This window comes from Amycolatopsis sp. lyj-23, from assembly GCF_046549135.1.
Taxonomy (GTDB): domain Bacteria; phylum Actinomycetota; class Actinomycetes; order Mycobacteriales; family Pseudonocardiaceae; genus Amycolatopsis.
Genome location: NZ_JAJPWN010000020.1, coordinates 239188 through 251787, shown reverse-complemented (window position 1 = coordinate 251787; position 12600 = coordinate 239188). Strand labels below are relative to the sequence as shown.

Here is a 12600-nt window from a genome sequence, read left to right as displayed (position 1 = left end):
CGGCCACCGACCTTCGACCCCGAAACCTACAAACAGCGCCACGCCGTGGAATGCGGCATCAACCGCCTCAAACGCCACCGCGGGGTGGCCACCCGCTATGACAAACTCGCCGCCCGCTACGAAGCCACCATCCACATCGCCGCCATCAACGAATGGCTCTGACCCACTTCGATACAGGCCCTAGGCGAACGCGTTCACGCCGGTCAGCTCCGCGGACACCGTCCAGAGCCGTTCCGCGAGCACAGGATCGACCGCGTAGTCCTTCACGCCGGTGCGGGTGCCGTCGGCCGGGGCGGGCTCGGCGATGTCGCAGTCCTCGAGGTAGACGCCGCCGAGGCCGTCGAGGAGCGGGGACGTCGCCGCCCAGACCTGGGTCGCCGCGCCCTGCTCCGGCGTCTTCGCGCCGCCGGTGACCCGGCCGGACTCGTCGACCATGCCCGCGTCGACCAGCTCCTGGTGGTCGAGGTAGCGGACGAGGTCGGTGAGGATGCGGCCCGGGTGCAGGGCGAACGCGCGGACACCCCGCTCGCGGGCGAGCCGGTCGAGCTGCACCGCGAACAGCACGTTCGCGGTCTTCGCCTGGCCGTAGGCGAGCCACTTGTCGTAGCCCCGCTCGAAGTTCAGGTCGTCGAAGCGCACCGGGCCGTAGTGGTGGCCGCGCGAGGACACCGAAACCACGCGGGCACCGGCGCCGAACGCGGGCCGGAGCCGGTTCACCAGCGCGAAGTGGCCCAGGTGGTTGGTCGCGAACTGCGCCTCCCAGCCCGGCCCGACGCGCGTCTCGGGCGACGCCATGATCCCGGCGCTGCCGATGAAGACGTCGATACCGCGCCCCGAGGTGAGGAACCGCTCGGCGAACGCGCGGACGCTGGCCAGGTCACTGAGGTCCAGCTCGTCGACCTCGACGTTTTCCAGGCCCTGCAAGGCATCCCGGGCCGTGGCGCGGCGGCGGGCCGGGACGACGACGTGCGCGCCGGCGCCCGCCAGGGCCCGGGTGGTCTCCAGGCCGATGCCGGAGTAGCCGCCGGTGACGACGGCGAGCTTGCCGGACAGGTCGATCCCCGCCACGGCTTCGGCCGCGGTGGTCTCGGCGCCGAAGCCGGAGCCGAGTTTGTGCTGTGGGGTGGTCATGCTCCCGACGCTAGGACCTGGAGTGCGCTCCAGCGCAAGTTCAGCCCTTCAGCAGCTGCCGCGCGATGACCAGCTTCTGGATTTCGCTGGTGCCTTCGTAGATCCGGAACAGCCGCGCGTCCCGGTAGATCCGCTCGACCGTGACGCCGCGGACGTACCCCGTCCCGCCGTGGACCTGCACCGCGCGGTCGGCGACCCGGCCGAGCATCTCGGTGCAGAACAGCTTCGCCGACGACGGCCCGAGCTTGCGGTCCTCGCCCGAGTCGTACTTCGCGGCGGCTTCGTGGACCATCGCGCGCCCGGCCGCGAGTTCGGCGTGGGACTCCGCGAGCAGCGCCTGCACGAGCTGGTACTCGCCGATCACCCGGCCGCCCTGGCGCGCGGTCCGCGCGTACTCGACGGCTTCGGCGAGCGCCCGCTCGGCCAGCCCGACGCACAGCGCCGCGATGTGCAGGCGGCCGCGGGCCAGCGACGCCATCGCGATGCCGAACCCCTGGCCCTCCGCGCCGACGAGGGCGTCGGCGGACAGCTCGACGTCGTCGAAGACCACCTCCGACGTCCACGCGCCGGCCTGGCCCATCTTCGCGTCGTGCGGGCCGACGGTGACGCCGGGCGCACCCGCGGGCACCAGGAACGCGGAAATGCCGCGGCTGCCGGTGCTTTCCGGATCGGTGCGCGCGAAGGCGACGAACACCTCGGCGAGCGGCGCGTTCGTGATGAACCGCTTGGTGCCCGACAGCCGGTACCGGTCGCCGTCGCGGACCGCGCGGCTGGTCAGCCCGCCCGGGTCCGAGCCCGCTTCGGCTTCGGTGAGCGCGAACGACGCGATCGCCTGGCCGGCGGCCAGCCGCGGCAGCCAGCGGGTGCGCTGGTCCGGCGTACCGTGGTGCACGATCGCCTGGCCGGCGATGCCGTTGTTGGTGCCGAACAGGGACCGGAAGGCCGGTGTCGTCCAGCCGAGCTCGATCGCCAGCCGGACGTCCTCGGCCATGCCGAGGCCGAGCCCGCCGTACTCCTCCGGCAGCGCCCAGCCGAACAGCCCCAGCTCGGCGGCCTTCTCCCGGATCTGCGCGGGGATTTCGTCGGTGGCATCGATTTCGGCCTCGCGCGGCACGACCTCCTTGCGCACGAACTCCCGCACCGCACCGAGGACCTGCCCGAAAACGTCCGCGTCCATGGGTCGCACGCTACCTGCCCGGCTCACGGCCCCCACGGACCCGGCCGGACGCGGTAGCTTGGGCCGATGCGCAAGCTCATCGTCCTTGCCACCGCCGCGCTCACCGCGGTCCTGCTGCCCGCCACCGCCTCCGCGACACCCGGCAGCGGCGTCACGGGCACGATCCTGACCCAGAAGACCGTCGGCCACACCGATTACACGCTGCGAGAGATCACGATCCAGCCGGGCGGCTACACGGGCTGGCACTTCCACGACGGCACGCTGTACGCGTACGTGAAGGCGGGAACGCTGACGCACAACCTGGCGGACTGCAGCCTCGACGGCGTCTTCAGCGCCGGGCGCGCGTTCACCGAGAAGCCGGACCAGGTGCACATCGGCCGCAACCTCGGGTCGACGCCGTTGGTGCTGGAGGTCCTGTACGTGCTTCCGGCGGGCAGCCCGCTTTCGGAGGACGCCCCGAACCCGGGCTGCGGCTTCTAACTCGACAGCCACCCGGCCGCATCCAGCCGGTACGCCGCCGGGCCGACCACCGCGCGCAAGTCGTTCTCCAGCGCGGTGATCCGCTCGGCGCCGACCGTGCGCGCCCAGTCCGCGCGCAGCTCGTCGAAGATCTCCGCCGACTTCCGGAGTGCGTCGACGCCGTGCGCGGTCAGCCGGACGATCTTGCGGCGGGCGTCGGCCGGGTCGTCGGCGCGCTCGACGTACCCCAGCGCTTCGAGGCGCTCGACCGTCTTGCCCGCCGCCTGCTTGGACACCCCCAGGCGACGGCCGATTTCCGACGCCGTCGCCCCCCGGACGCCGACGGCCTGCATCGCGAAGCCGTACGACGGCCGGATGCCGGGGTGGCCGCGGCGGGCGAGTTCGGCGTGCAGGCGGTCGATGAGCGCGCGGAAGCCGCCGAAGAGCAGGAAGGGCAGCTCGTAACCCGGAGCGTCGGTCATGCGCCCTTGCCAAATTCGACAACCAGGTTTACGGTTTCGACAACCACGTTGTCGATTCTATCGCACCCACCTCGGGAGACGCCTTGTTCGCCGATCACACCCCGGAGTCTGCACCCCCCGCCGCCCGCCCCGCGATGGCGGCCACCGCCAAGAAGTTCGGCCGCGTGCCGTCCGCCGTCGCCCGGCTGGCGACCTCACCCGAACTGCTGAACGGATTCCTGAAGCTCAACGCGATCTTCGAGTCCACGACCCTGACGGCACTGGAACGCGAAGTGCTGGTCATGACGGTGGCGGCCCGCAACGAGTGCCACCTCTGCGTCGCGATGCACACGGCCGCGCTGGGGCGCCTCTCCGCCGCGCCGGAACTGGTGGCGGCGCTGCGGGCGGAGTCGCCGCTGCCGGAACCGCGGCTGGAGGCGCTGCGCGGCTTCGTCCACGCGGTCATGGACACGCGCGGCGAGGCGCCCGCCGAAGCGCTGGAGGCGTTCACCGGCGCCGGCTACACGCCGCGCAACGCCTTGGAAGTGGTGCTGGGAATCGGGACGTACACGCTCTCGACGTACGCGAACCGGCTCACCCGGGCTCCGCTCGACGACGTCTTCGCCGAACACGCCTGGCACGCGGCCTGAAGCCGTGGGGCCGCCTTCGCGGCGGCCCCACGGCCGGGAACTCAGCCCTTCACCAGGGTGACGACCGTCGTGTCGTCGACCGAGACGTTGGTGTTGTAGGTCGGGTCGAGCGCGGTCGCCTGGGTGACGACCTCGGCCTTCCCCTTCTGGAACGGCGTGGTGCCCGCGGGCACCACGGTCCCCTTCCACGCCACCGGCGCGCCCGGCGTGCACGCCACCTGCGTCGAGTAGGTGCCGCGGATGATGACGTTGTGCTTGACCTGCGTCGCCGCCCCGCTCAGGGTGACCGTGGCCGGGCCGGTGCACTGGACGGTGCCGTGCAGGTAGGCGTTGCCGTCGAGCGTGCTCGCGGTGCCGTCCGTGGCCACCTTGAGCCCGATCCCGAGCTCCGGCGGGGCCGGCGGGTTCGCGATGTGGACCGCACCGCGCGCGGCCGTCGTGCCGCCTTCGCAGTGCTGCTCGAAGGTGGCGTCGAACGTCTGGACGTACCCGTGCGGCCCGAAGACGGCGTTCTGGACGGTGAACGTCCCGGTCAGGGTGTTGCAGCCCCGGCCGTTGCCGCTCAGGTCCAGCCCCGGCGCGTCGGCGCCCTGGAACGGGTACCGGGTGGCCCCGTCGTAGGTGCCGGCGGTCAGGCCCGTGCCGCTGGGTGCGACCAGGTCGAGCGTCCACCAGTCGCTGTTGAAACCGCTGACGCTCACGGCGACGTGGTTGTGGTCCTCGGTCGCGTTGACCGTGAGCCGGTCCTTGGTGTCGGTGGAGTAGGCGTAGGAGCCTCCCCCGCTGATCCAGTCGCCCGGGTCGCCGCTGAACGACAGCGATCCGGAGGCGACCGTCTGCGCCTGCGCCGGCACCGCCCCCACGAGCAAGGCGAGCACGGGCACCGCGGCTGCGGCGGTGGCTCGCTTCAAAAACCCTGAACCCTTCACAGGTTCCCCCTCGGGTGAGTTGGTCACTTGCCGATCTGCCTGTCGGCCACCGGCTGTCACCCGTTACGGGGACACGCGGTTTTTGGCGGTTCGCGCAAAAACCAGCGGGTCCGCGTGCGGATCCTGACAAAGATCCCGATCACCGGGGCACGACGGTGGTGCCGTTCGCGTCGCCCTCGACGAGGCCGCGGTAGGCCTCGGCGACGACGGCCACCGGTGTCCCGCGCGAGCCGTCCTCCCCCATCGCTTCGAGGGTTTCGGCGATCCAGCCGGGGCTGACGACGTTGATCCGCGGCCCGTGCGGCACTTCCGCGGCGGCCGACCGGACGAACGCCTCCAGACCGGCGTTGACGAGCGCGCCGAGCCCGCTGCCCGGGATCGGCTCGGTGAACGTCCCGCCGGTGAGCGTGATCGAACCCCCGGCGGGCAGGTGCCGCACCGCACGCCGGGCCAGCGCGACCTGGCCGAGCAGCTTGGCGCGCAGGTCGTCGAGCACCTGCTCGTCGGTCAGTTCGGCGAGCGGGCGCAGCGGCACGTTCGCAGCGCAGCACACGACGGCGTCGGCGGAGGTCTCGAACAGCGCGTCGAGCGACGCGGGCTCGTCCAGGTCCGCGGCGAGCGGGGAAGTCCGCGAGACGGGCACGACGTCGTGACGCGGTTCGAGGGCGGCGGCGACGGCTCTTCCGACGAGCCCGGTGGCGCCCAGCAGGAGGATCTTCACGTCCTCGACGGTAGCGGACGCGGTCACTGGACCGTGCGTGAAACCGTTGTGCGGAAACGGAGATCCGGTTTTGTCGGTGCCGGCCGATAACGTCGGGGGTGTTCGGTCGGGGGTTGATCCGACAACCGAGGGAGGACGCTTGAGAACACCGGCGAAGTGCACTGCGGCCGTTGTCGCGGCGGTGCTGGCGGGCGGAACAGTGGCCGGCGCACCGGCCGCGCGGGCGGCGAGCGGGTGTCAGTGGGCACCGGCCACGCTGCCGGTGCCGGAGGGCTACCGGCTGGAACGGGTCGGCACGGGCGACGGGGCGGGAGCCGTCACCGGCACCCTGCGGCCGAAGTCACCCGGGGAGCCGCTCATCGGCGTGGTGTGGCGGGCCGACGGGCTGCAGGTGCCGGGCGCGGCGTTCGGGCTGGACACCGAACTGACCGACGTGAACGCCTCCGGCGTCGCGGTCGGTTCGTACACCGACCCGCGCGAGTTCGGGCAGTTCCCGCTGAACCACGCCGTCCGGTACACCGGCGGCCGCTTCGAGCGGCTGCCGGACCCGCCGGGGTACGCGAACACGAAGGCGCTCGCGATCAACGCGCGCGGCGACATCCTGGGCGCCGCCGGCGAAACCGCGGCGAGCGGGGTGGGCCCCTCGATCGTGTGGCCGGCAGACGCACCGGGAACGGTGGAAGTGCTGCCCGTCCCGTCGGCGGGCTGGCAGGTCCAGGGCGGCATCGACGACGACGGCACGGTCGCCGCGGCCGTCCTCGCCGGGCCCGGCTTCACCGGCTACGTGCTGCCGAGGAGCGGCCCGGCGATTCCGCTGGCGTCGCCGGTTCCCGACGGCGACGTGGTTCCCACGGCCATCAAGGCGCAGCGGATCGCCGGGTATGCGGGCGACGCCGGCGCGTTCCTCTGGCACCTCGACGGCTCGGTCGACCGGGCGCTGCCGGGGCTGAGGAACGTCGCGGCGATGAACTCCGCCGGGGCGGTCGTGGGCTACGCGGACGGCGGCACGACGCTGTTCCTGCCCCCGGACGGCGGCCCCGCGCAGGTCGTCGCCCCGGCCGGGCAGAACGCCCGGGCGAGTGAACTGGCCGAGAACGGCGACGTGTTCGGCACGGCGACGGTGTCCGCGCCGGATCCCGTGCCGGCCGCGGTGCGCTGGCACTGCGGCTGACCGATTTCCCGGCCGTCCCGGCAGGCTCACCGGGACGGCCGGGAATTCCCCGGAAAAATCTTCGCCGCCCGTGTCCGGTCCCCCGGCGCGGCTCCGACCCCCTGGCAAACCGACCACGGAGAAGGAGCGGACATGGAGAAGCCGGCCGGACGGCGGGAGTGGCTGGGACTGGCGGTGCTCGTGCTGCCCACCCTGCTCGTCGCGATGGACATGACCTCGCTGTTCCTCGCGCTGCCGCAGCTGAGCGAGGACCTCGGCGCGAGCAGCACCGAACAGCTGTGGATCACCGACAGCTACGGCTTCGTTGTCGCCGGGTTCGTCATCACCATGGGCACGCTCGGCGACCGGATCGGGCGACGGCGGCTGCTGCTCGCCGGCGGCGGGGCCTTCGGGTTGCTGTCGGTCGTCGCGGCCTGCTCGACCGGGCCGGTGATGCTCATCGTCGTGCGCGCGGCGCTGGGGGTCGCCGGGGCGACGCTGATGCCGTCGACGCTCGCGCTGATCACGAACATGTTCCGCGACGACAAGCAGCGCGGGAAGGCGATTTCGATCTGGGCCACCTGCCAGTTCGCGGGCGGCGCGGCCGGCCCGGTGTTCGCCGGCTTCCTGCTCCAGCACTTCTCGTGGAGCTCGGTGTTCCTGGTCGCCGTGCCGGCCGTGGCCGTCCTGCTCGTCGCGGGCCCGTTCCTGCTGCCCGAGTTCCGCGCCCCGGCGGCCGGGCGGCTCGACCTGCCCGGCGTGGCGCTCTCGCTGGCCGCGGTGCTGCTGATCGTGTTCGGCCTCAAGCAGCTGGCCACCGGCTCGCTCGTCCTGCCGGTGGCGGCGAGCGCCGCCGGGGCGCTGCTGGGCGCGGTGTTCGCCCGTCGCCAGCTGACGACGGCGTCGCCGCTGCTGGACCTGCGGCTGTTCCGGAACCGCCCGTTCACCGCGGTGCTGGTGGCGCTGGTGTTCGCCGGGGTCGCGATGGCGGGCGTCGGCCTGCTGGTGACGCAGTACCTGCAGAGCGTCCTGGGCTATTCGCCGCTCGTGTCGGCCCTGCTGTTCGCCCCGATGGGCCTCGGCGTGGCGGCGGGCACGATGACGGCGCCGGCGCTGACCCGCCGCCTGGCCCCGGCCACGGCGATCGCGGCCGGCCTGGCGGTGTCGGCGGCGGGCGGCCTCCTGCTGGCGCTCACCGACGGCCTGGTGCCGGTCGTGGTGGGGATCACCGTGCTGACGCTGGGCACGGGCCCGCTGTTCGCGCTGGGCATCGGCTTGGTGGTGGGCTCGGTCCCGCCGGAGCGCGCGGGCTCGGCGGCCTCGATGGCGGACACGGGCAACTACCTGGGCGGCTCCCTGGGCATGGCCCTGATCGGCCTGACGGCGGCGGCGGTGTACCGCGGAGCGTTCCCGGCGGGAACGACCCTCGCGGCCGACGTCACCCGGCCGGGAGTGGCCGAGCAGGCGAAGGAGGCGTTCACGAGCGCGCTGAACGTGACGGGCGTGATCGCGGCGGTGTTGTTCGCGGGCCTGGCCCTGCTGGTGACGGCGATGCGGCGCACCGAAGCGGCGGCGCCGGAACCGGTCATGGCGGAGTGACGTTCCAGACAACCGGCGCCCCGCGTTGACGGCCTGGGCCGCTTCGGGCGCCAATGCGGCGACGCTCCGCGGCCGGCTTCCACAGCAGTTCTCGAACTGCTTCCGGGGACCGCGGAGTATGCCCGATCCAGCTGGTCGGCGTGCGGGCCAACCGGGTCGTCGACGTGGCGCGCGAGGCGTTCGTCGCGGCGCAGGCACAGTGAGCGAAAGGCTCCCGAGATGACTGCAACTCCTGACGTCGACGTCCTCATCGTGGGCAGTGGCCCGGCGGGCGCGACCTACGCACGGACGATCGGCGACGCGGTGCCGGGGGCGCGGATCCTGATGGCCGAGGCCGGTCCGCGGCTGCCGGGACGGCGTGGCGAGCACACGCACAACCTCTCGCGGGCCGAGCGGCGGGCCGCGGAGCTGCTCACCCAGGGGCCGGACGCCGGGATCGAGCGGGCGACGGCGCTGGCCGACATCGCCGAGGGCGCCGACCCGTCGATGGAGTTCCGGCAGGTCGTGCTGCCCGGCCTGTTCTTCGTGGACCCCCGGCCCGCGCTCGCCGGCGGCGAGGTGGGGCTGCCGGCCGCCAGCATGGCGAGCGGGGTCGGCGGGATGGGGGTCCACTGGGCCGGGGGGTGCCCGCGCCCGCAGCAGTCCGAGCGCGTCCCCTTCATCGCGGCAGAAGAACTCGACGCCGCGCTCGACCACGCCGAAGCCCTGCTCGGCGTGACGGTTTTCGGCAGCGACCAGGGCGTCGCCGGTGCCCTGCGCAAGACGATGGCCGAGGCGTTCGAGGGCCCGGGCCTGCCGCCGGTGGGCTTCATGCCGATCGCCGCCCGGTGGGACGGCGCCGAGCTGCGCTTCTCGGGCACCGGCGTGGTCCTCGGCGACCTCGAGGACACCGCACCCGGCTTCGAGCTGCGCGCGGAGACCTTGGTGCGCCGGGTCGTCGTCGAGGACGGTGTCGCGACCGGGGCCGAGCTCGAGGACCGGCGCACGGGCGAGGTGTCGGTGGTCCGGGCCCGGCACGTCGTCGTCTGCGCCGACGGTCTGCGCACCCCGCAGGTCCTGTTCGCCTCGGGCGTCCGCCCGCCCGCGCTGGGCCGCTACCTCAACGACCACCTGCAGATGGTGACCTTCGTCCACCTCGACGACGCTTTCGTGGGCGGCGAGACGGCCGGCGTCGAGGATCTCGGCTACGTCCTGATGCCCTTCTCCGACGCCCGCCCGATCCAGGGCGGCGTGATGTCGATCGCCAACTCGCCGTACGGGTTCGGCGCCCGCGGCCGCATCGACGACCGCCTCGGCGTCGTCAGCTGGTACGGCGCCAAGGACCTGCAGCGCAGCGACGCCGTCGAATTCAGCGAAACCGAGACCGATCACTACGGCATGCCGCGCATGTCCATCCGCTATTCGCACACCGCGCGCGACCGCGAAACGATCAAAGCCATGCGCCGCCTCTCCCACCGCAGCGCGGAGCTGGTCGGCACCCTCGCCGAAGAGCCCTCCTTGGCGGCCGGCGGCGCTTCACTGCACTACCAGGGCACGGTGCGCATGGGAGCGACCGACGACGGCCACTCGGTGTGCGACCCCGATCTCCGGGTCTGGGGAGTGCGCAACCTGTACGTCGGCGGCAACGGCGTCATCCCGACCGCGACGGCGTCGAACCCGACGCTCACGACGGTCGCACTGGCCTGGCGGGCCGCGACGCGGATCGCGGCCGAGCTGGGGGCCACCACCGGCGCTGCGCGCCGCTGAGCTGCCGGGTCTTCGCTGGTGGGCGCAGTTGAGGCGCTTACGCACCCGCCCAAGGCCGTTCAGCGCTTGCTGAAAATGGCGGTCAAGTGGTCCGGTGCACAGCTTCGGGCAGTCCCTGCTCACGCCTCAGTTCGTGGCGCTCGCCAGCTCTCAAGCTCCGAGGTTGACGAGATGGTCGTGCGATACCGAGCCGGGGTGACTGTGCGACAGCTCGCTACCGAGTTCGGCATACATCGGGCGACGGTGGGCAGGCATCTTGAGGCACGGGGCGTCGATACCCGCCAACTGAAGCTTTCGAGAAAGGTCGTCGAGGAAGCCGCCAGGCTGTACCTGGGCGGGGCGATCCTCGATGAGCTTGCCGCACAGTACAGCGTTAGCTACACAACGATGCATCGCTGCCTGGTTGCCATGGGCATCAAGCTTCGGTCACGAGGCCGACAAGCCGCTCCGAACAACTTTTGTGATCACGGCTGCGTTGAACAATAACCTTGTTCAAGATGACCTTGTTTACGTCATTCTAATGCTCTACGCACGACGTTTGCGTAGTAGAAGTCCGCTGACTGACGCTAGAGAAATACACATCTACGTAGACGCAGCCGCGCACCGTGACAAGCATATTGCTGATCCCGTACTGAACAGGAGTCGGGCTCGATGGTACGGGGAAATCATCACTAGTGCGCGTCCCAGGACGGTGCACGACCATATGGAGCGTCCAGCCCGCCGGGATCTGATAAGTGGCGTTGGGATCGCTATTCCAAAGCACCCGCGCCCAGATTACCGGGCAAATAGGTGATGTTCGGAGTTCTACACTGCCGACTGGTCGGCCATCCGGCCCGAACACGGTTGGCTGACTAGAAGGCACCGCTTGACTGGGGGGCGGGTCGGCGCACTTACTCTCGCTGCCATCTCGACCTCGGGGATCCTTGCCGTCATAGCGGCTTTCAAGCTGCGCTGCGTCTGCTCGATTTGAGGGAGAGGCTTGCGTGGTTGGGGTATCGTTTGATCCGAAGAAAACGGAGCGCACAGTTACCACGGCAACGACGAATAGAAGGATTGCGCCCCCAGCCAATAACCAGCCGGACCGTCCCGACTTCTTATCACGCTGCTTATCGGGCACTACTTCCTCCGCCGTGACAGTAGGCAGCCGACGGCAATTCCACCGAAACCGATGGCCGCACCCTTAGCTACGGTCCATCGATGCTTGGGCCGGGCGGTTTGCAGCACTGCACTCAGCTTCCGCGCCTCTAAAGCCACTTCTTTGAGTGCCGGGACAAGGTCAGTAGGCACATTAGGATCAGCTTTTTCGTCTTTCTCAGCGTCATCCCTCGTAATGAGCGCCAACGCTGCAAGAAGGAAACTGGCCGAGCTTAACAGGGCGGTTATCGTCGTGAGGCTCGGATTTTCGAAGGCATAGTAGACCAGGCTCACGACGATAACGGTCGCAGCCATGAAGAATCCTGCTCGAACCAACTTCGACATTCGGCCCCTACAAGCTCCACCGCAGTTGACGTCCAGAAGGTGAAATTATACCATGCAGAGTGCGGTAGCGACTCAAATTTGCACTCAATTTTTTGAGGCGTGACCGTTCGCCTCCAAAGGCGGACCCGCCTACGGCGGTCAAACCGTTCACTGGAGGCGAAATGAAGTACAAGCTGGCGCTTGTTGCAGTCGGCTGCGTGGGATTGGCGATCATCATTGTCGGCGGGCAACTCCGGCCATCACAGAGCTTTGCAGCCGTGATAGCAGGTCTCGCATTTGCCTGCTATGGAACTCTCTTCTGGATCGGGGCGCTCCTCGTTGAACTGCTCGAGGCCGTTCGGTCCCTATCGTCGACGAGTCACGTCGACGAAAAAGACACGCCCGAGACCTGAGCGAGCCGACGCATCCTCGGAGCTCTGAATAACTCGGCAAGGCTGACTCGATGCCTGAAAGCGAGAGAGTCGCCAAACTAACCACCGTTTCTCCATACAGGCTGTCGTCCTGCTCGTTCCCGCTCCGGCCGCATCTGTGGCTAGAGCGGGAACTTCCGTCGTTACCGTTGACATTGCCCTGTTCCCCTTCAAGCCGCAATCGACCTACCCTTTGCGCCCCTTCAGCAGGCTCCCACCTTTGTCTGATTGATTACATAGGAAGCATGCACAACCCATAGGCCAGCATGGCCGCGAATTACACCGATAAAGTATCTGTTAGTCCAGTAATTGCCCTTAGACCACTGGGCATTGAACCAACAATCCATACCAAATTGAGTTCCGTTGGCCGGGTAGATGTTTCCACCTCCGCAGCCCGAGTAGCAGGAAGCAGGCGTCCAGCTGGCGTAGTTGTTCGACAAGTAGGTTGTACTTGCAGCAGCAGTCGGCGCCGATACGCCAAGCCAAGCACCCAGCGATGCTACCAGCCCAACAACCAGCGCACTTTTCTTCAATTTTAACCACCGCATCCGTCACGCCTTTCCGATAGTAGTTTGGAGCACGTCCCCAGGGTCGCGCCATCGGATACGCTTGTTACAAGATCGCCACTATCACTTACACGTACATGCGGAAGCGTGACCACGCTTAAAATTGATCATGTATCAGCTCC

The 12600-nt window shown here is 69.7% G+C and carries 12 protein-coding genes; 6 read left to right on the top strand and 6 right to left on the bottom strand.

Annotated elements, in window-relative coordinates:
• Positions 1-180 precede the first annotated feature (180 nt).
• Both ACLJPY_RS40700 and ACLJPY_RS40695 read right to left on the bottom strand, forming a co-directional pair.
• A complete protein-coding gene (locus ACLJPY_RS40700; protein ID WP_410596287.1) occupies positions 181-1131 on the bottom strand; it encodes an SDR family NAD(P)-dependent oxidoreductase in 951 nt (316 codons plus the stop codon).
• Between the two features lie 40 nt (positions 1132-1171).
• Positions 1172-2308, bottom strand: coding sequence for an acyl-CoA dehydrogenase family protein (locus tag ACLJPY_RS40695; RefSeq protein ID WP_410596286.1), 1137 nt, complete (start codon positions 2306-2308; stop codon positions 1172-1174).
• Positions 2309-2374: 66 nt separating this feature from the next.
• Here ACLJPY_RS40695 and ACLJPY_RS40690 point away from each other — a divergent pair, with 66 nt between their 5' ends.
• The gene (locus ACLJPY_RS40690) at positions 2375-2788 is read left to right on the top strand and encodes a cupin domain-containing protein (RefSeq protein ID WP_410596285.1); all 414 of its coding nucleotides are present in this window, start codon (positions 2375-2377) and stop codon (positions 2786-2788) included.
• On the opposite strand, the gene ACLJPY_RS40685 is transcribed toward ACLJPY_RS40690, so the two are convergent.
• The gene (locus ACLJPY_RS40685; RefSeq protein WP_410596284.1) at positions 2785-3249 is read right to left on the bottom strand and encodes a MarR family winged helix-turn-helix transcriptional regulator; all 465 of its coding nucleotides are present in this window, start codon (positions 3247-3249) and stop codon (positions 2785-2787) included. The two genes, ACLJPY_RS40690 and ACLJPY_RS40685, sit on opposite strands and share 4 nt — an antisense overlap.
• A 134-nt stretch (positions 3250-3383) precedes the next feature.
• Here ACLJPY_RS40685 and ACLJPY_RS40680 point away from each other — a divergent pair, with 134 nt between their 5' ends.
• Positions 3384-3878 (top strand): carboxymuconolactone decarboxylase family protein, encoded by a 495-nt coding sequence (locus ACLJPY_RS40680; RefSeq protein ID WP_410596304.1) that lies wholly within the window; start codon positions 3384-3386, stop codon positions 3876-3878.
• Between the two features lie 41 nt (positions 3879-3919).
• On the opposite strand, the gene ACLJPY_RS40675 is transcribed toward ACLJPY_RS40680, so the two are convergent.
• Together ACLJPY_RS40675 and ACLJPY_RS40670 are read right to left on the bottom strand one after the other, a co-directional pair.
• Positions 3920-4789, bottom strand: coding sequence for a hypothetical protein (locus ACLJPY_RS40675; protein ID WP_410596283.1), 870 nt, complete (start codon positions 4787-4789; stop codon positions 3920-3922).
• A gap of 157 nt (positions 4790-4946) precedes the next feature.
• Positions 4947-5528 (bottom strand): short chain dehydrogenase, encoded by a 582-nt coding sequence (locus ACLJPY_RS40670; RefSeq protein ID WP_410596282.1) that lies wholly within the window; start codon positions 5526-5528, stop codon positions 4947-4949.
• 139 nt (positions 5529-5667) lie between these two features.
• Here ACLJPY_RS40670 and ACLJPY_RS40665 point away from each other — a divergent pair, with 139 nt between their 5' ends.
• The 3 genes from ACLJPY_RS40665 (at position 5668) to ACLJPY_RS40655 (ending at position 10023) form a co-directional block, all read left to right on the top strand.
• Positions 5668-6699 (top strand): hypothetical protein, encoded by a 1032-nt coding sequence (locus ACLJPY_RS40665; RefSeq protein WP_410596281.1) that lies wholly within the window; start codon positions 5668-5670, stop codon positions 6697-6699.
• Between the two features lie 132 nt (positions 6700-6831).
• Positions 6832-8277 (top strand): MFS transporter, encoded by a 1446-nt coding sequence (locus ACLJPY_RS40660; protein WP_410596280.1) that lies wholly within the window; start codon positions 6832-6834, stop codon positions 8275-8277.
• Between the two features lie 219 nt (positions 8278-8496).
• Positions 8497-10023 (top strand): GMC oxidoreductase, encoded by a 1527-nt coding sequence (locus ACLJPY_RS40655; protein WP_410596279.1) that lies wholly within the window; start codon positions 8497-8499, stop codon positions 10021-10023.
• A gap of 1116 nt (positions 10024-11139) precedes the next feature.
• Here ACLJPY_RS40655 and ACLJPY_RS40650 read toward each other — a convergent pair.
• Positions 11140-11472, bottom strand: coding sequence for a hypothetical protein (locus ACLJPY_RS40650; RefSeq protein ID WP_410596278.1), 333 nt, complete (start codon positions 11470-11472; stop codon positions 11140-11142).
• Positions 11473-11663: 191 nt separating this feature from the next.
• On the opposite strand from ACLJPY_RS40650, the gene ACLJPY_RS40645 reads away from it, so the two are divergent.
• Positions 11664-11894: a hypothetical protein gene (locus tag ACLJPY_RS40645; RefSeq protein ID WP_410596277.1), complete on the top strand. Its 231-nt coding sequence runs from the start codon at positions 11664-11666 to the stop codon at positions 11892-11894.
• The last annotated feature ends 706 nt before the right edge of the window (positions 11895-12600 follow it).